Raw genomic sequence first — 21,345 nt, 5'->3', positions numbered from 1 at the left:
TCACTGCTTCTTACACTTTTGTCTCCTATGAGCTTCAGATTGTTCTCAACACTTAAACGCTAGTCAACGCGATTTCATGGTAATATTCATCCAGTTCAATCGATTTGCCCTTCTGCATGCGAGACTCTTCTGCTGCAAAAGCCATTAAGTGGCTGCGTAAAGATACACTTGCTGAAGACAAACTCGTAACTCCTACGTCGTAATGTCTTACTTCATTCAGAAAACTTCTAACGATTTTCGCGTCCCCACCGCCATGTCCGCCAATAGGCTCGGAAAGACGTATTATCGATTCATGCTTTGTTAGGAAGTTAAACAGGGAAATAGAGTTATCTTCCATATTCCCGCGAATCTCCCCTTTGGTCCCCATAATCTGTACGATTCTTGTCTGTTCTCTCGTAAAACCGCACATGCTGAATGTGGCTGTAGTCCCGCCCTCAAATTCCATGTTAACAACTTGATGGTCGACTACATTATTATCCGATTTATAAACACACTTTCCGTAATCCGTTGTTTCCAGCGCGGAAATGATCCCTTCATTCGTATGATCTTCGGTAAACTTCCTCGCCCAGCCTTTACCTTCTCCGAGATAATATCTACCGGCATGGAATGGACAATCGTTCTCGGCAGGACATCCATCAAGGCAGCGGTCTGGCGCGCCAAGAGGAGCGTTATTCTCGTTAAAATGCATTAATGAACCGTAGGAACTCACCCGTAAACAAGGTTTATCAATAATCCAGGAGAGAATATCCATATCATGACAGGACTTCTGTAAAATCATCGGGCTTGATTGTTCCTTGTTCTTCCAGTTGCCTCGAACAAAGCTATGTGACATGTGCATAAATTCAACATTCTCATTTAACTGAACCGAAACGACTTCTCCAATCTGTCCCTCGTCTATGATCTTCTTAATATTTGACCAGAACTCGGTATACCGCAGTACGTGGCAAATGGTTAAGAGTCTATTTTGCTCTCTCGCCGTACGTTCCATTTCGATACATTCAAGCGGGTCTGGTGACATCGGCTTTTCAAGGAGAACATGATAGCCCGACTTTAGTGCTGCGATCGTCGGTCCCAAATGCATGCGATCCATCGTACAAATAATGGCAATGTCAGCCCTCTGAGTACCATTCAGCAATGTTTCCCACGATTCGAAACCATTCTCCTCTGAAATTTGATGCTCCTTCATAACTTTGTGCCTTCGATCCACGTTCGGATCTGCCACGGCTACGATGTCAAGCTCATGTGGATATTTAAGTGCAAATGGAGCATATGCACGGGCTCCTCTGTCTCCAGCTCCAATGAGAACAGCTGATAATTTCTTCATGATAGTTCCTGCCTTTCTAGATCGTTCTTGATGAAACTCAGACAAGCATTAAGTTTTTGGATAATAATTTGGTTATTGGTGTTTTACAAGAAGTTAATATGTAATCAAGGGGAGAGTGTATGGAAGTGCTTCTAATAAAGGAATGTAATCGCTGTCATAAAGAGAAGTAATTAAGAATGATTTTAGTTACAATTCTGCGCCTTTCGTAGTATTTTGGATTTTTTTCCAAACCAATTGGATTTCATTCATGATAATATAGCGTTATTTGGTGTGTCAAGATTATTTTTTGGATTGTTTGGATTGAATCCAACTTCATCATTTGTATTTAGACGCTAAAAAACCTGATGTCATTATGATGACGTCAGGTTTTTTTCTTGTCCCTATTCGCTTAGCTCACCGAGTTATACGATCTTCGATCGAACGTAGATGACTCTCTCACGATCAGACTACACGGCAGTAAAACTTTAGGTAAGAATGGGTACTGCCCCTCTAAATAATTAGCCATAAACTGTGCCGCTCCCCTTCCAATTTCATATTTAGGAACACGCACAGATGTAAGTGGAGGACTGGTATATTGAGCAACTGAGATATCATCCATTCCAACAAAAGCAATATCTTGTGGTATGCGTCCCCCTTTTTCCACTACAGCTCTCATCGCAGAAATAGCCAGCATATCGCTTGCGCAAAAGAATGCAGTCGGCCACTCCTCTTTTGGATAGGTTGACAACAAATCCGACAGCATACTGTAGCTATTATTTACTTGCCAATGGGTATTAATAATCCATTCACTCGGGAATGGAAAGTTATTCTCGAGCATAGCAAATTTATACCCCATATATCGCTCATCATTATCCATACACTCCGAATAAGGAGGACCACCGATAAAACCGATTTTTGAATGTCCTTGGTCTATCAAATGCCTGACAGCTACTCTCGCAGAGTAGATTCGATCGCAGTCTACGACAGGAATTGAAAGCTCCTCATCATTAAAGCTAACCCCTATCATTGGAATTTTCAAATGATCGAGAAGCTCAAACAACTCTTTATCATACCAACTAATCGCGACTATTCCCTGGACGCCCGCTTCTTGGATCAGTGTCCTGATCCCATCAGGTCCAGCAATCTCATCCGCAGTGCGGACGATGACCTGAAGCTGATCCAACTCATTTATCTGATCATGAAATCCTTCCAGCACTTGAGAAAAGTAAGGGTGGTCCCCCAGAAGGTGCCGAGGAACAATACAAGCAATCTGCTTTACAGGTGTAACATTATGATTAAGTTTTGGACTGTATTTTTCTTTGAAAGAGTATCCGAGTTCGATCGCTGTTTCGAATATTTTTTGCTTTGTTTGTTCATTCACCGGGCGGTTTTTATCATTGCTGATTGCCCGAGAGACCGTAGATATAGACACACCTACTCGCTCAGCTATATCTTTAAGTTTTGTCAATTTTCCCACCATTCCTCTTAGCCAAATTGGCTCCAAATATATTTGATATTTTGATCATACCATTATTCCAATCATTTCTACACAAGAAGATTAATTAAACGTCCTCCTCACACATAGATAACACAAAGAAGCCACCGTTTGTTAGATTTGCAGTGTCCAAACCACCAAAAGTAATGAATATTTCTCCCTTGTAGAACTTCGATATTAATCACCCTTCAGGAAATCATTCTCAAAAATATTGAACAGCAAATGTTAAATAACCTGACATAGGTATTGTTAAAAATTTCATTTTCGATATATAATGCTCCTATATTCATAAATTACATAGGATTCGGGGGAGAAAACATGACATCAAAAAGGAGAAGTCTTCGATTTCATTCACTGACAGCAGCTTTATGTACTCTTACTTTATTAAGCGCAGTACCCGCACAAGCCGCAACCGCTGATAGGTTTCCTATCCTGCAAGCCTTTAGTAAAGATCAAGTCAAGGCAGATTATTATGTGTCCAGTAAGCTGGAAAACATCAGCTGGGGATACCTTCCGAATCGCGACAGCAAGCCGATTTTATCCATTGCATCCGGCAGCACCATCACGTTTGATACGTTATCCCATGAAGGAATCCTCGAAGACCAAGGAAGGGATCCGGAGAAGTATTTTGCTTCATTCGGTGTTAATCCTGATCAAGTACTTGATGACGCAAAAGCGATTGCCTCCTCTGAGCTTCAACATGATTTTGACAAAGATGGGCCGCATGTCGTAACGGGACCCATCGAAATCCAAAGCGCTGAGCCTGGAGATGTGCTCAAGGTCGAGGTGCTGTCTCTTACACCCCGTGTTCCTTATGGTGTGATATCCAATCGTCATTACAAAGGAGCCCTTCCCGGCGAATATCCCGAGAACGACGGGCGCAAGGATGGCGCAAATGCAGCAAATCCTGCGTTATATCAAAATATATCCAAGTTCACACCGGTAGAAGAAATCAACGGCAAGCTCTATGGTGTGCTTCCGATTGAGAAAGGCGGGGAGGTCCGCTTCCCTCTCAAACCTTTTATGGGACTTATGGGCGTCGCCCCGGATACGAGCGAAAAAGTAAGCAGTATTCCGCCGATCGAAACTGGCGGTAACATCGATATTAACGAGCTGGGTGTCGGGTCTACCCTCTATCTTCCGATCCAGGTTAAAGGCGGACTCTTCTATACTGGCGACCCTCACTTTGCACAGGGAGATGGCGAAGTTGCATTGACGGCAATGGAAGCTTCTCTCCGCGGTACCTTCCGGTTGACAGTGCTGAAAGCAGGCGATCCTTCTCTTCCGCGAGCAGAACTCAAGCAGCCTTTTGCTGAAACGGAGGATTACTGGATTCCCGTCGGTCTCGATCCCGATCTGGATGAGGCCATGAAGGAAGCGGTTCGCGAAGCGCTTGGATTCTTGAATGAGAAGCTGGGCATGGACCGTGCAACGGCTTACGCCTACATGAGTGCGGCTACGGACTATGAAGTCTCCCAGGTGGTCGACAGAACCAAAGGAATACACGCCCTCATTGATAAACGACATTTTATTAACAACCTCAAGTTGTCTGTAGATATCAACGACTCCACCTTGGCATCTTCCATTATTCAGGACGAATTCTATGTTCCCCTCCGTGTGCTGGCAGAAAACCTCGGTTATGAAGTGAAATGGGATCCTAAGCTGCACGCTGCAGTAGCGGTTGCCCATGGTAAGACCGTGACCGTCCCTATCGGGCAGGCCATCTATGAAATTGACGGCAAAGCCGTATATAACAGCGATAGCGCAATCAAGAAAGATGGCGTAACTATGATTCCGATCAAGACCATCCCCGTTCTTTTTGAAGCCCATGTCAACTGGACTACCAGCGGAAATGTGCTGAATGCCACCGTAACGCCTTCGCTAGATTAATCCCCCTCTTACGTAATTCCTCATTAAAAAGAGTCCCCCTTGATAGCTAAAAATGCTATCAAGGGGGACTTTGGTGTATCCAAGGGACATATTCTATAATGTCTCTGTACTAAGCGTAAATCCTTCGATGACAATATCTTCGTCGACCTCGATCATAACGCACCGCCGGCCTTGAAAATTCACCTGTTTCACATACTTTAAATCCTGTGGGCTGACCGAAATCGTGGCTACTTTGGTATTGATCTTAATTGATTTTGACGTATATTTCGGTATTACGCTGTTCGCCTTCAGTTCATAATTCCTATCGTCGACAATCGTCTCAAACGCTCGTTCCACTTTCTCCGGCGTCACGTCCTCTATGCCGCTTACGGTCAACACACGTTCCACATCTGTATAATCCAGCTTCGGAGGTTCTTCCTCCTCCTGGTTGGATTCGATAATTTGGTGTATTTCCTCATACAACTGCCCGATCGTAGTCGCGTCGAGTTCTTCACCCGCCACTTCCCTCACAATATCTTCGAAGATCGCTCTCTCCTCAAGTGCCGTCATGTTCCTTTCGGCATTCAAGACCTGTTCGATGAAATGCTGATTCGGATCGTTCGATTTCCCCGTACAATATAGAACCCGATTCACGTCGGAATAATTGTCCGTCACACTAGGATAAAAGAACCCTTGCTCCGGTGTGCTAAGCTTGATAATCGGATCTACAATGATATTGTACTTAAACTCTCTCTCCACATAGTCAAACAAGAGAGCCTTCCGCTGCTTCTCCGTAGAGTTCACGCTGCATAAAATGAACGGATGCCCAAACACTTCGTCCTTCCCAGTCTCCTCGGCTTCCTCATTCCTCGCCTTGGTCGGCCGGTAATACTGTCCACGTACGAACGTAATTACTGTATCCCGTTCATACTTCGTATCGACCATCATTTTTTCTACTAACAGCAGCATCAAGTCTTTCCATTCATCGGGATCTCCGGTCAACAGAGCTTGGTGCAGCAGCTCTCGCGAAGGATCTTCAGCTTCCTGCAGAAACTTCAACTCGAACAGCTTATGATCCAATTCACCAGTCAGCAGCTTTTTGAAATTGCCCATGTACAGCTCCTGCTTCTCACGGTCCACTAACTCAAAAGGATGCCGCTCCCAGTGATAGATTTCGTTCGTTTCCTTCATAATGTAGACATTAAGAATATCGTAAATATTCATCAGATCATTATCCAGCTTAAATTGCTTACGTATGTGCGCGACTTCTTTCTTGTTCATAGTTCGTTAGACAACTCCTAGAAAGTAAATTGGCTTTACCAGTATATACGATAGTAAAACCCTTCGCTAGAAGGGTTTTAGCGTCACTTTTCTTCAGTTCCGTTGCAGACTGCCATGATCCTATCTATTTTATAGCCATATGCATTGCCGCGACGCCGCCACTATAGCTTTTCACATCGACTTTGGTGAACCCCGCATCTAAAAACATTTGTTTCAGTACATTTTTATTAGGAAAATGACGACCTGATTCCTGTAACCATGAATATTCATCATAACTATTGGCGATGAACTTTCCAAGCAGGGGCATGATATAGCGAACATAAAAGAGAGAAGCTTGTCTATAACCGATTAATGTGGGCTCAGATGTTTCCAAACAAACGGCTTGTCCGCCTGGTTTGGTTACTCGGTACATCTCCCGTAACACGGTTGAATAATCGGGTACATTCCTTAAACCAAAACCAATGGTTACATAATCAAATGAATGATCTTCAAATGGAAGTTCCATGGCATTTCCTTGGATAAGTGTAAGCTGCTTTAAAGCTTGTTGATCTTTTTTATCTTGTGCAACTTTGAGCATATTTTGGCTAAAATCTAATCCAATGACTTCTCCATGCGTTCCTACAGCATTTGCTATAGCAATCGCCCAATCCCCGGTCCCAGTGCACACATCAAGAGCTTTACTTCCTTCTTGAACATTCATCCGTTTCATGATGTCCCGGCGCCATGCGATATGTCTCTTAAACGTAATAATCGAGTTCATCGAGTCGTATTGATTCGAAATCTTTTCAAATACATTGTGAACTCTTTCCGCTTTTGTTTGTTCAGACATGAAATCCCTCTCTTCCACAAATCCAATATAGAACTGCCGCCTGTTGCCCACTAGCTGAGAATACAAATATACCATAAATAATTAACAATAATGAGCGAGGGTAGTCTTCATTACGCCGCAGTTCATAAAAATACGGAATAATGGGATGCTTTATCTCCATCTTCTCGCTCATACGTTCATTTTTCCAGTTAAGTGGTCACTTGTGCATATTTAAACAACATTACCATTTTTTAATGTTGACAATTCCAATCGGAATTACCTATAATCAATCCAACTTATTCCTTTTTCTATTATTTCTCCAGCGACGGGTGGTCAGCAGATGAAAACAATCAATCAATGGTATAAGAATCAATTGGTTCCATGGCTTCTCCCAATCATAGCGATTGTGCTTTGGCAGATCCTTGGGCAATCCGGGATTATCAGCTCAACCATACTGCCTACGCCATTGAAAATTTTAGAAGCCGGGGTTCAATTAACGCAGTCCGGTAAATTACAGGAGCATGTTCTGATTAGTACACAACGTGCTTTAATCGGTTTTTTCATTGGAGGCATTATCGGTTTTGTTCTAGGCCTATTAAATGGAACGGTTAAGTTTTTCGAGAGAACGACGGATACCACGATGCAAATGATCCGTACTATCCCTCATTTAGCACTCATTCCACTAGTTATTCTATGGTTCGGTATCGGTGAATCGGCGAAAATATTTCTCGTTGCGCTTGGTGTCATGTTTCCCATATACATCAACACGTTCAGCGGCATTCAAAATGTGGACCGTAAGCTCATCGAGATGGGATCCGTTTATGGATTATCCAAGTGGAAATTGTTCGTGAACATTATTTTGCCTGGTTCCTTATCTTCCATTCTAGTTGGTATTCGTTATGCACTTGGTGTGATGTGGATGTCTCTAATCGTGGCAGAGACCATTGGCGCAGATTCAGGGATTGGCTTTATGGCAACGAGTGCTCGTGAATTCATGCAAATGGACATTGTCGTCCTAACCATCGTTCTATACGCGATACTTGGAAAGCTGTCCGATGTCATTGCCAAAATGTTCGAACGCCGCTTTTTAAACTGGAATCCCGTTTTCCGTAAGAAATAACTAGCCGAATCAACTGGGGGGTGTTGCTATGACCAAGATAGAACTGAACAATGTCGGCAAAAGTTATGGCGATATCGAAGTATTACATCATATTGACCTATCGATCGAACCAGGAAGCTTTACCGCCATCGTGGGACGAAGCGGCTGTGGCAAAAGTACATTGCTGCGAATTATTGCTAAGCTGGAGCAAATCACGAAAGGCACCTTACATATTTCCGGTAAAGATGATAACGATCCAAAAATCCGCATCATGTTCCAAGATGATAGGCTTTTGCCGTGGAAGAACATTATAAAGAACATTGAACTTGGCGCAGTTGATCCGAATGTTGCCAAGGAATCTCTCGAAAAAGTGAGATTGATCGAGAAACAGAAGGATTGGCCTGACCAGCTGTCAGGCGGGCAAAAGCAGCGTGTTGCCCTGGCCCGGGCATTAGCGAGCAATCCTGATATTTTACTTTTTGATGAGCCGCTTGGTGCACTTGACGCGTTAACCCGAATTGAAATGCAAAATCTTATTGAGGAACTTTGGCAGCAGCAGAGATTTACCTCTCTTCTAGTGACCCATGACGTAACGGAAGCCGTACGTTTAGCGGATCGCGTGATTGTAATCGACCAGGGTGCCATTCAACTGGATGAACGTATTGATTTACCAAGGCCTCGGGAGCGCAGTGATAAATTTACTTATTATGAAGAAAAAATACTAAATCAAATATTAGGGGTAGGGGTTTAACATGAAAAAAACACTTTGGATTTCTCTAATTGCCATCTTTGCACTAGTTATATCAGCTTGCGGAAAAGACACTACCGCTGGCTCTGAAGGTGGATCAGCTAGTACACCTGCAAGCGATCAAAAAGGCGTTATTACCATCGGTTATCAAAAAGGAAATACGTTAAACATTTTGAAAGAACACGGTAATTTAGATAAGGCGTTAAATGAAAAAGGCTACAAAGTGGAGTGGAAAGTCTTCTCCACCGGCACCGTATTACTGGAAGCTTTAAACACGAATAATATCGACTTCGGTCATGCTTCAGACGGCAACGCCGTATTTATGCAAGCCGGCGGTCACCCGCTGAACTATGTTGCATCTGAATCCCCTTATCCGGAAGGTGTTGCCTTAGTTGTTAAAGCCGATTCAAGCATACAGAGTGTAAATGACCTGAAGGGGAAAACGATCGGGGTAACCAAAGGAGGCAACCAGCATTACTTGCTGTTGGTCGCTTTAGAGAAGGCAGGAATTGACCAGAAAGATGTAAACATTAAGTTCTATAAAGATGCTGCCGAGGGATTAGCTGCTTTTACAAAAGATGAGTTCGACGTATACGGTACATGGGATCCATACTTAGCAATTGTAGAGAATACCGTTGAGACGCGTACCATTGTGAATGGCACTGACAATTCGGAGAATCGGACCTTCTATTTTGCAACCAAAGACCTTTTGGATCAAAAATCGGACGTCGTGACAATCATTCTCCAAGAACTGCACAACGCCGATCTTTGGGCAAACGACAATAAACAAGAGATCTCTAATATCTTATCCACGGAATTGGGGCTGGACGTAGAACCTATTCAAAAAGCCAATGACCGCCGTACATTTGGTGTACAAGAGATCGACGATACCATTATTGCAAGCCAGCAAAAGCTTGCTGACAAATTCGTTGAAGCCGGACTACTCACTTCCAAGATCAGCATCAAAGAAGCCGTTAACATTGACAGTTCCATTATTCCAAGCAACGTCAAGTAATTTCAATCACTGGAGGATTGCACATGACTACCATTATCGAAAATGCATTTTTAAGCTACGGTAAGACAGATGCACCTGTAAAAGTAGAAGTGTTTTTAAACTTGGCCTGCCCGTATTGCGCCACATTCTTTCAAGCTGCTGACGAAATCTTGACCCCTTATATTACCGGCGGACAAGTACAATATGTCATTAAGCATTATGACAAACCACGCGAAATGCTGTTATACGGCACGCTAGCAAACGCATTTTTAGATTATAAAGATCCACAGCGGGTCTACGAGCTGATGAAGGATTTATTTGACAAACAAAGCCAGTGGAGCGAATCTGACAGCCATTCGATTAAAAAGCTGTTAACTGAAGAGTATGGCTTACAAGAGCAGCCCGAGAATATTGAATTAAGTTTAAAGATTATAGCTGAAGCCATTCAACGTCAGGTTACGATGGTGCCGACCGTATTTATTAACGGTAAAGAGTTTCAATACCCTGTTGAGCTTGATGCCAAGGACTTGAAGAAAGAAGTTGAAGAGGCTTTAGTATAAGGAATTATTATGATATTGAAATACTTAAACAATCTTCCCCGGAACCGTTGTGGTTTCGGGGTTTGGTTTTTAGCTCTCCAAGGGAATCATTATCATACGGTGATATTTTTTTTCACCCTTATCAAGGGTTTCTAGTAAAGTTCGAATGAGGATATCTCCATTCGGCGTTAAATGATGCTTTTCTAACACATGAAAAGGTTTTTCCAGAATCCGTTTAATGAAGTCTTGTTCTTTCGGACTTCCCCCAGCTTGTGTACTTTGATAGATAAGCCCCCAGCTTTCAACAAATTCCTCAACAGGATCTTCAACATAAAGCTTAAGAGCCTCAGCATGTTCCCTGTTAACAGAAAGGCCAAAAGTCAAATTATTATATCGCTTATTATTGAAAGATATACGCGAACATTGCTCCACGACAGGTATAGAATTGATCCAATTAGATAGATGATTTCGAACAGATTTTGATTGAGGTGCAAAGTTATAGCCTTTGGAATGCGGAAAAAAATAAAACGAATCTAGCTTTCCGATATACCATTTACCATTAAAGGTATCATCCTGTAATTCTCGTAATAGCTTACATAAATTTTGAGCATAATGTAACACAAGCTGTTTATCTCTAATTTCTTCAGCTAATGCTTCTGTTTTGTCGAAAAGGCTATCAACTAAGGTATCTATGGGATTATGGTGTAACATATTTTCAATTTCACGAAGCTTAAAGCCTAGTTTTTGATATTTTTTACTTTCTAGAATCTGTGGTACTTGAGTGAAATGATAGAAACGGTATCCACCTTCCCCCCGCTTCTCACTGCTGATAATATTGTACTTCTCGTAATGTTTGAGTAAGTCGGGAGTTACACCTAGATTAGCAGCGAAATCCCCAATCTTATATTTTTCCATAATATTTATCACCTGGCGTTTATGATTTTTTAGTTATTTCATTAATTTTTTTTAAGAGTAGATGTTCACATCCTTCATTTTATTTGTGAAATTTGTAACAAACTATTATTTTTTTCACTTTTTTTTAAGATTCCATTCATTTATTTGTCAATTGACCTGGAAGTAACCCTCGGTTTTACACTACGAAAAGAAATCATATTACTCAAATTGCTTAGGGGAGGCAATGTAATGAAAAAGTTGAGAATGCTGAGTTCAAAGCTCTCACTAGTTCTTCTTAGTTGTTGTATTGTTCTTAGTGCATGCAGTGGAGATGCAGAGAGTAATACTACTAGTACAGTAGACAGTACAACAGCTGAAGAAAGCTACAAAGCTGGAACTTATACAGGCAAGGCAGAGGGTAAAAACGGGGATGTAACGGTGGAAGTTACTTTCTCAGATAAGGAAATTACCAACATTGAAGTAAACCAAGGTTCAGAAACGGAAGGACTCTCCGACCCTGCTATAGAGAAGATTCCAGCCAGCATCCTGGAAGGTCAATCTTTAGCGATCGATGCGATTTCTGGCGCTACCGTTACAAGTAATGCCATTATCGAAGCTGTTGCCGACTGTGTGCAGCAAGCGGGTGGAGATGTAGAGAAACTCAAGTCCAAAACCATCGTAAAAAATGGCGTTGACGAAGAAATCACAACCGAAGTCGTTGTGGTCGGCGGTGGGGCATCTGGATCAGCTGCAGCCTTGAAAGCTTCTGAGAACGGTGCAAAAGTAGTGGTTGTTGAGACAACGGCTAGTCCAGCAGGACAAGGAACGATGGCAGGAGGCATGTTTGCCACATCATCTTCAGAACAGATCGCAAAAGGTGAAACGGTTGATCCTCAGTGGTATTATGATCAATTCGTGAATACAGGAAACTATCAAGTCAATGGTGGTTTGCTGTCTAAGGTTATTCAAAATTCAGGAGATACAGTGGACTGGCTAATTGACAATGGGGTGAAACTAACCCTTGCTCATCCAGCTACTGGTGGTTATTACGAACATAAAGAGACGCATCCAGCTTCCACTCTTCATGGATATACAGAGGGTGGAGTGAAGGGAATTACCGCATTGCACAATTCTATTCAGAATAATGGCGGACAAGTACTGTATGAAACAACAGCTAAAGAACTTATTTTAGACAATGGTAAAGTTACTGGCATTATTGCCGAAAAAGCGGATGGTGGAACATTGACCGTTCATGCTGATGCCGTTATTTTGGCTACTGGCGGATTTGGTGGTAATGAAGAAAAAGTGGCTGAAACCTTTGGTGAAGGCTTTGGTCAAAGTCGTGTAGCAACCAACATTGGAACGGGTATTGAGATGGCTAAGCAAGCAGGCGGAGACGCTGATTATGATAAAGCGATCATGATGCATTATGGTGTATCCAGAGGCGGAACAAGCTGGAATACGACGTTAAACTCAGCGTTGCTTAACCCTTATCTGCATGTCGATGTGGATGGAAATCGTTTCATGAATGAAGAATTCACATTTGAGCCTATCAAGTCATCCAATGTAATTAAATCCCTTCCACAGCATACAGCATATGAATTATTTGATTCTACGTTGATCGAGACGGTGAAAGAAAAAGGATTTGCAGGGATTACCGATGTATTTAGCGGTGAGTTAGCAACGGACCCTACGAAATTTATCGAAGTGGGACATGAAATTGATTCCTCTGCACGATATGAAGCTAGTATCACACCTGAGGATTTAACAGAAGAAATCAATAAGCTAGTTGAAGAAGGCGTCATTATCAAAGCGGAGAGCCCTGAAGAAATGGCTGAAAAGCTTGGAATGTCTAACTTGGTAGATACCATTAATCGATACAACGAGCTTTGTGCAAATGGAGAGGACACAGACCACTTTAAAGATCCGAAGTACTTAGATAATTTAGAAGGTACGCTTTATGCTGTTAAGATTACCCCTTCTGTATTCCTTGGTACTTTGGGCGGTATTGAAGTGAATCAGAATCTTCAGGTTATTGATGAGGATGGAAAGCCTATTGATGGACTATATGCTGCCGGAAGCGAAGTAAGCGGCGTATACAGCGACAGCTATGTTTATCTTGAAGGCGGAACACTCGGCTTTGCCTATGGTTCTGGACGAATTGCCGGAGAGAATGCTGCTGCAGAAGTAACGAAGGATTAGAATAACGATATTCATTTGAGTGTGGGATTAACAACAAAGAAAGACATACATCTCTATTAATAGGAGTGTATGTCTTTCTTTATTTTATGCTGATCTTATTTGCTAATGGTCTTAAACGCTTCGGTCTGTTCCTTAATACCTTTCTCAGCCGCAAAACGCTCAATGCTAGATGCCCCAAAGAATCCATCGATGCCTTCTGTTCTTTCAATGACGTACGCTGCATCTTCAGGTTCAGCAATCGGTCCACCGTGACAAATGACCATAATGTCTGGATTAACCTCTTTCCCAGCTTTGATAATCGCTTCAATCTTCTCTACGCAATCATCTAGTGTAAGAGCTGTCTTCGCTCCAATGGTACCCTTCGTAGTCAATCCCATATGGGCTACCAAAATATCAGCTCCCGCTTCTGCCATCGCTTTGGCTTGCTCCGGATCAAACACATACGGTGTTGTCAGCATATCTAGTTCATGCGCTACTCTAATCATCTCGACTTCTAGATCATATCCCATGCCTGTCTCTTCAAGGTTTTGTCTGAACACGCCATCAATCAAACCTACGGTTGGGAAGTTCTGAACGCCGCTGAACCCTTGTTCCTTGAGTCCTTTCAAATACACTTCCATCACGCGGAAAGGATCTGTTCCGCATACACCTGCGAGTACTGGAGTTTCTTTAACAACAGGCAATACTTCAGAGCCCATTTCAACGACAATTTGGTTCGCATCTCCATAAGATAATAACCCTGCCAACGATCCGCGCCCTGCCATTCTATATCTTCCAGAGTTATAGACAATAAGCATATCTGCTCCGCCAGCTTCACTGCTCTTCGCCGTAATCCCTGTACCGGCTCCTACTCCCAAAAGAATCTTTCCATTCTTAACTTCTTCTCTAAACTTCGCCATAATTTCGGTTCTCGTAAGTTTGTTCATGTGTAACTCCTCCATCTAGTTCGTATTATTTACTCATGAGGTCAATTAGCTTCTGCGCCGCTGCTTCGGCAAATTCTACATCATTGATCGCACAATCCATTTCAATCAGCTCGATAACATCTCGATTAATACCATTTCTTAATGTATCAAATAACATCTGATCTTCCTCGACTCCATAGAAGGCTTCACCTTCAACATCAATGCCGGATATTCCTTTAAGAGGCAGCATTAAAACGGTCTTCTCCTGAGCCATATTCAATTTCTCTACTAGCTTCTTACCGATGACTTCATTCTCTTCCACCGTTGTTCTCATAAGTGTTACGGTAGGATTATGTTTATAGAGCTTATGTCCAGAAAATTTCACGGGCACCGTATCATAAGGGCCAAAATTGCACATATCGAGCGCACCTACAGATACAACCTGTGGAATACGATTTTTGCTAGCTGCTTCTAATCGATGTGGTCCAGCGTTAAGTACCCCGCCAATGATTTCATCAACCCACTCTGTTGTGGTCAGATCCAGTACCCCTTCAATAAATCCTGCATCAATCAGCGCTTCCATGGATCGTCCACCCACACCTGTTGCGTGGAACACAAGCACCTCATATCCTCTTGCCTCAAGGTAGTTTCGGGCTGCTGTTACACAAGGAGTTGTAACTCCAAACATGGTTGTAGCGATTAAGGGCTTCTTCTCGATAACCTGTTTATTTTCAAATTTGACCATCCCTGCGATGGCGAATACTGCATTCGTAAAAATCTTCGTTGAAATAGAGTTAAGACCAGCAACATCAACGACAGATGGGATCATAACAATATCACTAGTCCCTACATAGGGAGCCGTATTCCCCGATGCTACGGTCGAGACCATCACTTTCGGTACGCCAATAGGCAATGCCCGCATACCAGGTGTTACGAGTGAGGTTCCTCCGGTACCCCCAAAGGAAATGATTCCATCAAATTTACCCTGCTTATATAGTTCAGGTATTAGTTTTTCCATACCTTTAGATAACACTTCAGTTGCTAATGCCCGATCCTTCTTGGCAGCGAGTTCTTCCATATCTACACCAGCGGCAGCGGCTACTTCACGGTTAGATACATCTGGTGTGAAAGTAGGCTCGAATACACCCGTGTGAATCATAAAAGTCCCGAGTTCTAAATCCTCAAGCAATTTTTTAATATAGAGATACTCGTCACCCTTAGTGTCAAATGTTCCTGCGATAGCAATGGTTTTCACAGTTCCGGGCCCCCTCTTCAATTGTAATGAGCTAGCGGTATAATGTGCTAAATCATCATTTCGAGAACGTTCTGAAATAAAAAAAGTATGATTAACTACAACTTAATCATACTTCTTAGATTCAATTATGAAAACGCTTTTATGTCATGTGTTTTTGTGTTTATGTTAGATTTGTATTGTTTAGGAGTGCAGCCTTTGTACTTCTTAAACATTTTGCTAAATTGCGCATAATCTTGATAACCAACTAATGGCGCTAACTCGGATAACTGAACATTTTCTCTGTCTAATATTTCGGCCGCTTTATCCATGCGATATTGCACAATATACGTCTGGAAACTGCAACCTACTTGCTTGGTAAATAAGCTGCTCAAATAACTTCTGGAGACATGTGCCACCTTGGCTAAATCGATAAATGAAATCTCATTCATATAATTCTGGGCCACGTATTCTTTTACAAATTCAACATAGTCATAGTGTTTGGTAATTCCGTCTAACATTTTGACCATGAGATCATCTTCATCCAGCTTCCCCGATCCCTTAAAAGCTTTCGTTATATTGGTAATGGATTTCTCTGAGGGAATTCTCTCAAAAGCAGATCCCCCAATGTACCCCATTAAATTCTCATTGTTACTATACATATACTGAACATCAATGGGTGTCTTTACAGGTCCGCCATACACTAATTTAATTAAACCAGGCTTTAACTCATTGCATATATTAAAAATCTTGGCCGCTTTAACCTTGGCCGCTTCGAGGGAGAATACTTTCTTGGCTCCTAACAGTCCCCCTTCAGTTAAGCCTAAATGCGCACATATCACATCAGCTCCAGCCTCGATCATCTGAGCCGCTTGAATTTCATCAAACACAAAGGCAACCGTAAACAGATCCTTCTCGTGAGCTATTCTTATCGCTTCTACTTCACGTCCATAACCATTTCCCTCTTCTTCGAGCGCTTCTCTAAATTGACCGTCTATTAATCCAACCGTGGGGTAGTTATTAATACCGGCAAATCCCCTATCTTTTATTTCACGGATGAAAGCTTCCATATCCTTTGTCGGATCAGTTGCGTTCAGACCAAATATGATAGGAATATCTCTTACTAAAGGGAGGATCTCTCTAGATGCAAAGTCCATAACCATATCATTGCTATTACAAAATGGTAAAAAACCAGCGAGTGAACTTCTCCCCATCTGACGAAATCTACCTGAGTTTAACGTCAGAATAAAATCAGCCCCACCTTGCTTCACATACTTTGCCGTTATTCCCGCACCTGTACCTACGCCAATAATATGATTGCCCATTTCTATTTGTGATTTGAGATTGTCTAGGATTTGATCTCTGTTCATGGTTGCGAATCCCCCTATTCCTAGTAGTTGAACCATGGATGCATTTAGCTAAGCTACGTAAGTGAATTGTTCTTACGATTACTGTTATCCCCTCTTTACTTTATTTTAATAGATAGATTACTTTGAAAACAGGATTAGAAAAATAAAAACGCCCAGTCACTTTCGACCGAGCGCAACACTTATGTTGAGACAAAGCGTCTTCTGTTCAGCTTGAATCGGATGCCCCGGCGATCAACTGCCGTCCACAGGTCCGTTCTTCTGATATTGTTTCGGAGTCACGCCGTATTTCTCCTTGAAGATGCGAATAAAGTGATTGGTGGACTGATATCCCAACCTCTCGGCAATCGCGCTAACAGTCAGACCTCCCTCCTGCAGCAGCTCGGCCGCCGCTTCCAGCTTACGAGCCGTAACGTATTCGATAAACGTCATGCCCGTATTCAACTTGAACTGGCGGCTAACGTAGTTCGAGGTCACACCGAGATGCCCAGCCGCGCGGTCGAGGCTGATTTCGCCGTACAGATTGTCGGCGATAAACTGCCGAACGCCTTCCACCAGATCGCGGTTGGTTCGTTGACGGCGCTCGTCAAGATGACGGAACGCGCGAAAGGCGAGATCGTCCAGCCAACGACGGAAAGCCTCAATGTTCGGCTGCCTGCTCGCCTCGCCGCGAATGTCTGCGCCGAACAGCTGCTGCGTATCGACGCCCAGCCCTTTGAGCGTCTTATGGAATGTATAGACCAGCTCGACGAGCTGGTGCTGTCCGTAGTCTGCGGTATAAGCACCGGCCAACGTCTCGTCCACGGCACCGGTGATTGCCTGCCGCGCACGGTTCTCTTCGCCCGCCCGCAGCGCCTGCTCCAGCTCAGCGAAGAAACGCACAGAGCCGCCCGTCGATACCCGCTCAGCGACATTCAGTTCACCGTAATCCAGACGTGAGAGCTCCGGATGAAAGAAAGCGTATTTGCCCGCTTCGAACGCCTCGCGGTGGGAATCGGCAACCGCGCCCTGCTCCTGTTCCAGCTCGTGCACACCGCCAACGCATAGTGTGTAACCGTCCCCAGCTACTGTCGCGATCAGGCGCTCCAATAGTCCCTCCATCTCTTCGATGGGCAGTGAAGCGTTAAGCAGACCGTAAATACTCCGGTCCTGCGCCACGATTGCCCATAGACGCGTCTCGCCTGACGCCTGTGCTTCGAGCCTTTCGGCAAGCTGGTATGCTTCGGCCAACTGCGGCGGCACAGGGCCACCGCTTTCTCTACGCGGCTGCAGAATGAAGCAGCAGACCCGCTCTCCGCGCAGTTCGAGATCGAGGAAACGACTCATATCGCTCTCCACATCAACGCCTTCCCGTGACTCTCCGCCGGTCAACAGCTCCATCATCGCATGATATTTGATCACCGGCTTATTGATGGCAAGCTGCTCGTTCAGATCGTGCAGTTGCAGCGAATACTGCTTCAGCGTCGTGTCGATCGGCCGATACTGGCGCTTGGTCAGTATATAGAGAAGCAGTATGCCGATCACCAGCAGTCCCGCCCAGAGCGCATACATCAGATTTTTAAGATCGGCAGCCTTCTTGTAGAACAGGCTCTTGTCGACAAGCGTGACGTAATCCCAGCCGTTGACGCGTGAATGGGCGTAGGCGACAACGGCCTCTCTCCCATCCATCGTCGTCTCGAAGCTCCCCTGTTCGTCATCTGCACCACTCTGCGAACCACCCGATCGTCCGGCCCAAAGCTGCGCCGCGCGCGCATAAGCTTCGCTGCCTTCCGTGTCGCCGTTGGCCGAGATCAGATTGCCGCGTTCGTCCATGATCAGAGCCAGACCACTTGATGGATCGAATGTGTCGGTCAAGGCTTGCTGGATCGCGCTTTCCTTCAGGTGAATGGCGAAGACCGCCTTCCGACGATCAACTGGTGCAAAATACGGATAGCTGCGCACGTAGCTGATCAACTTCTCGTTCGTCCCGTTGGCGTCCGGCGCGGAAGCGGTATACCAACCAACCTGGGCGTCCTTGGTCAGGAAATCGTTCAGCCAGGGGCTGCGGAAGCCCGCATCACGCCGTGATTCCTCCGGGAAATAGAAGAAACGGGTCCCGTAGAAGAAGACCGGTCCATTAAAATAATACATGTCCACGTAGCGAATGAACGGCTGCTCGGACTGAAGCGCGGACAGTGTCTCCTGTACATTGACGATCGCAGAATAGTCGTTGCGGATATCGTTCGTCATCGGGTAAAACAATGCGGTATTGACATCCGGCATCTCGGTCAGATTGCGCTTGGCGATCTGCACGGTCGGCATCAGCAGCTGCTCGTCCACCATATTCTGAATCTGTTTGACTGACTGGGTGTTGAACCGGTACAGCTCGTTGTTGTAAGCCTTTATCATGTACTGGAAAATGCCGATCTGCGGCAGCACACCGAGCAGAAGGATCAGCATAATGTTAAAAAAGAGCATCCTCGAGAAATAATACGCGGGTTCGGGATGATCCGCGGCTCGCATGCCGGATCCCTTGGGAGCCAAGGCAGCATTTGAGATCGATTGATTGCGATTTGGTTGTCGGTTCGGCACGCGGCTTCCTCCTTTCAAGCTCCTCTTACAGCCGGTTTTCTTGCTTCGGTTATTCGGTCATTTTCCTATTTCGCCGAGCAAGTCATGGTCCACTCGCCGACGAAGCGCTGCGCCAGATTGCGGGCGATCAGCGCCGTCCGGTAGACCTGCTGCGCTCTGCCCAAATGCGCATGGATCTCCAAGTCTTCAACGACCGCTTCGAAGATGGTCGGGTCGTAATCCAGCTCCACACGACCATGTTCGCCCTTCCAGACAATCGAACCGAGCGATACTTCCGGGTGATAAAGACTGATGAAGTGCTCCGTCACGTGATTGCCAGCCGCGTCTTCGAGCAGCGGCGCGATTTCGCCCCCCGATAATGGATTGCCGTCCTCTTCAAGCTGCGATTTATCGGATACAGCCTGCAACGCTTCCGTCTCGGCGGATTCAACCACTCCAGCAAGCAGACCAAATTCAAACACATCCCGTACTTCGAGCGTGGCGAACGGTTCTTCGTTCCGATTCGTCCAGATAAAATGCCGACCATAGAACGATAGCCCCGCCTCTTCGCCGTAAGCCCGCGTCAGATCGAGATCGAAGTACAATCGATCCCCGTCGTTCTCGCTGCGCAAGATCTCTGCACGGTGCTCGTGTCCCTCCTTCTGCTCTTGGCCGTTGATCACGGGCACCGAGTGCCCCTGTGACGAAGTCTGTAGATGAGCATAGCGATTAGGACCGAAATAGTCCTTCGTGTACACGCCTGGTCCCAGGTCTGTCAGCAGCGTCTCGCCGCCCACATGGACGATAAAATGCCCCAGATCGTTATGATTATGTGATTCGGCGTTAGTGCCGCCTTTCGCGGAGAACGCGAACAGCCCAGCAGACGTGTTCCGCTTGTCGATTACCCAGCCGGCGTCTGGGAATCGGATCGTACCGGACGAACTCTCGCCTTTGAGCGACGCTTCGTCGGTCCACAACAGATTGCGCACCTGATGCGGCCAGCGATAGCAGTGGTCGTCGTGGAACGAAGGCGGCAGCGGCACAGTCGGCACCGAGGCACCGATGCGTTGGCGCAGCCGACTCATCAGACCGGGATGCAGCCGCATCGATGGCGAACAGTCCGAGTAGTTGACGCAGGCGGGCAGCGTCAGCGATACGCTGCCCGCGTATTCCGCGATCCGCCGAATCTTGCCGTCCTGCAGCAGGTCCAGCTTTCCACCCGTATAGGCATGCAGCATCTCCGCCCAATAGACATAATAGCCGAAACCGTACGTCCAGTAGCCGGCTCCTTCCATGCAGCAGCCGTCGTCGCCGTACCCAGCTAGGAAGCTCTCCATGCCGTCGACGACCTTCGTCTGCATCCAGGCCAGACGCTCCTGGTCTTCGACCAGCAGCAGCGCGGCCATACCGACCGCTCCGGCACATACGGCGGACCAGTTGTTCTCGACTGAGAACCAGAAGAACGGACGCTCACTGTCAAATACCGGCACGAACATCCGGCGTTCGACTTCAAGCCGCACCCGCTGCGATATCCACGGATGAAGGCGCTCGCCCACGAGCAGCAGCATCTCGGCCAGCGCATGGGCTGTCTCCGCTGCAAACAGATCGACGCTCCGGTCAGTCGGCAGCTGCTCATCTTCACCGGCACCTGCATACGGCAGATGCGCCGGTACAGCCCAGCTGTATTCGCCGCAAATCTCCCATATCGTGCGCTCAAGCGGCGCCACATACTTCTCGTCTTCGTCGATCAGCAGAGCCAGAGTGAGCGCCAGTAGCCGGGCGCGGCGGCGGAAATACGGCCGCTCGTACTCAAACCGCGTGCCTCGCTCGCGGAACGCGCGGAAATCGGCAAATTCCAGCGCTGGCAGCACTTCGCTGCTGCCCATTTCCGCTTCGGTGCGAATCTCGCCGAGCAGCTCGGCCAGCCGCTGCGAAGAGCGCAGCTCCTCTAGCTTCTCCGGTGTAATGACCGCGCCAGCCAGATCGTCCGGCCGCTGCTTCACCTGCAAAATCGCTTCCCTCAATCGATGATAGGCAATCATGATTATCCTCCTTGATCG

16 protein-coding genes are annotated in these 21,345 nt (G+C 45.5%); 6 read left to right on the top strand and 10 right to left on the bottom strand.

The window, feature by feature from the left end; translation table 11 throughout:
- Window positions 1–52: 52 nt before the first annotated feature.
- A complete protein-coding gene (locus ACFQV5_RS01370) occupies window positions 53–1,324 on the bottom strand; it encodes a Gfo/Idh/MocA family protein (RefSeq protein WP_379242847.1) in 1,272 nt (423 codons plus the stop codon).
- A gap of 388 nt (window positions 1,325–1,712) precedes the next feature.
- A complete protein-coding gene (locus ACFQV5_RS01365; RefSeq protein WP_379242845.1) occupies window positions 1,713–2,771 on the bottom strand; it encodes a LacI family DNA-binding transcriptional regulator in 1,059 nt (352 codons plus the stop codon).
- 345 nt (window positions 2,772–3,116) lie between these two features.
- On the opposite strand from ACFQV5_RS01365, the gene ACFQV5_RS01360 reads away from it, so the two are divergent.
- Window positions 3,117–4,688: an acetamidase/formamidase family protein gene (locus ACFQV5_RS01360; RefSeq protein ID WP_379242843.1), complete on the top strand. Its 1,572-nt coding sequence runs from the start codon at window positions 3,117–3,119 to the stop codon at window positions 4,686–4,688.
- A 93-nt stretch (window positions 4,689–4,781) separates the two neighbouring features.
- On the opposite strand, the gene ACFQV5_RS01355 is transcribed toward ACFQV5_RS01360, so the two are convergent.
- Complete coding sequence (locus ACFQV5_RS01355) at window positions 4,782–5,948, bottom strand: DUF4317 domain-containing protein (RefSeq protein ID WP_379242841.1); 1,167 nt, start codon at window positions 5,946–5,948, stop codon at window positions 4,782–4,784.
- 124 nt (window positions 5,949–6,072) lie between these two features.
- The gene (locus tag ACFQV5_RS01350; RefSeq protein WP_379242839.1) at window positions 6,073–6,777 is read right to left on the bottom strand and encodes a demethylmenaquinone methyltransferase; all 705 of its coding nucleotides are present in this window, start codon (window positions 6,775–6,777) and stop codon (window positions 6,073–6,075) included.
- A gap of 319 nt (window positions 6,778–7,096) precedes the next feature.
- On the opposite strand from ACFQV5_RS01350, the gene ACFQV5_RS01345 reads away from it, so the two are divergent.
- From ACFQV5_RS01345 to ACFQV5_RS01330, 4 genes are read left to right on the top strand one after another with little or no spacing between them, the layout of a single operon-like run.
- Window positions 7,097–7,876, top strand: a complete 780-nt coding sequence (locus ACFQV5_RS01345) for an ABC transporter permease subunit (RefSeq protein ID WP_379242837.1) — start codon at window positions 7,097–7,099, stop codon at window positions 7,874–7,876.
- Window positions 7,877–7,904: 28 nt separating this feature from the next.
- Complete coding sequence (locus tag ACFQV5_RS01340; protein WP_379242835.1) at window positions 7,905–8,606, top strand: ABC transporter ATP-binding protein; 702 nt, start codon at window positions 7,905–7,907, stop codon at window positions 8,604–8,606.
- A gap of 1 nt (window position 8,607) precedes the next feature.
- Window positions 8,608–9,618 (top strand): aliphatic sulfonate ABC transporter substrate-binding protein, encoded by a 1,011-nt coding sequence (locus ACFQV5_RS01335; RefSeq protein WP_379242833.1) that lies wholly within the window; start codon window positions 8,608–8,610, stop codon window positions 9,616–9,618.
- 23 nt (window positions 9,619–9,641) lie between these two features.
- The gene (locus tag ACFQV5_RS01330) at window positions 9,642–10,157 is read left to right on the top strand and encodes a thioredoxin domain-containing protein (RefSeq protein WP_379242831.1); all 516 of its coding nucleotides are present in this window, start codon (window positions 9,642–9,644) and stop codon (window positions 10,155–10,157) included.
- Between the two features lie 69 nt (window positions 10,158–10,226).
- Here ACFQV5_RS01330 and ACFQV5_RS01325 read toward each other — a convergent pair whose 3' ends face one another.
- The gene (locus tag ACFQV5_RS01325; protein WP_379242829.1) at window positions 10,227–11,051 is read right to left on the bottom strand and encodes a MerR family transcriptional regulator; all 825 of its coding nucleotides are present in this window, start codon (window positions 11,049–11,051) and stop codon (window positions 10,227–10,229) included.
- Window positions 11,052–11,279: 228 nt separating this feature from the next.
- Between ACFQV5_RS01325 and ACFQV5_RS01320 the strand changes: the two genes are divergently transcribed.
- Window positions 11,280–13,232, top strand: coding sequence for an FAD-dependent oxidoreductase (locus tag ACFQV5_RS01320; RefSeq protein ID WP_379242827.1), 1,953 nt, complete (start codon window positions 11,280–11,282; stop codon window positions 13,230–13,232).
- Window positions 13,233–13,327: 95 nt separating this feature from the next.
- Here the strand turns inward: ACFQV5_RS01320 and ACFQV5_RS01315 are convergent, their stop codons facing one another.
- The 5 genes from ACFQV5_RS01315 to ACFQV5_RS01295 form a co-directional block, all read right to left on the bottom strand.
- Window positions 13,328–14,158, bottom strand: a complete 831-nt coding sequence (locus ACFQV5_RS01315) for a phosphoenolpyruvate hydrolase family protein (protein WP_379242825.1) — start codon at window positions 14,156–14,158, stop codon at window positions 13,328–13,330.
- Window positions 14,159–14,183: 25 nt separating this feature from the next.
- Window positions 14,184–15,392 carry a Tm-1-like ATP-binding domain-containing protein gene (locus ACFQV5_RS01310; protein WP_379242823.1) on the bottom strand — a complete coding sequence of 403 codons (1,209 nt, stop codon included), beginning with the start codon at window positions 15,390–15,392 and terminating at the stop codon, window positions 14,184–14,186.
- A 125-nt stretch (window positions 15,393–15,517) separates the two neighbouring features.
- Entirely contained in the window at window positions 15,518–16,738 is a 1,221-nt protein-coding gene (locus tag ACFQV5_RS01305) for a phosphoenolpyruvate hydrolase family protein (protein WP_379242821.1), read from the bottom strand.
- A 231-nt stretch (window positions 16,739–16,969) separates the two neighbouring features.
- Complete coding sequence (locus tag ACFQV5_RS01300; protein ID WP_379242819.1) at window positions 16,970–19,306, bottom strand: helix-turn-helix domain-containing protein; 2,337 nt, start codon at window positions 19,304–19,306, stop codon at window positions 16,970–16,972.
- 65 nt (window positions 19,307–19,371) lie between these two features.
- Window positions 19,372–21,327: a heparinase II/III domain-containing protein gene (locus tag ACFQV5_RS01295; RefSeq protein WP_379242817.1), complete on the bottom strand. Its 1,956-nt coding sequence runs from the start codon at window positions 21,325–21,327 to the stop codon at window positions 19,372–19,374.
- Between the last annotated feature and the right edge of the window lie 18 nt (window positions 21,328–21,345).

The sequence above is a fragment of the Paenibacillus sp. GCM10028914 genome, assembly GCF_042666275.1.
GTDB lineage: Bacteria > Bacillota > Bacilli > Paenibacillales > Paenibacillaceae > Paenibacillus_AQ.
This window is presented reverse-complemented; position numbering and strand designations above follow the sequence as displayed.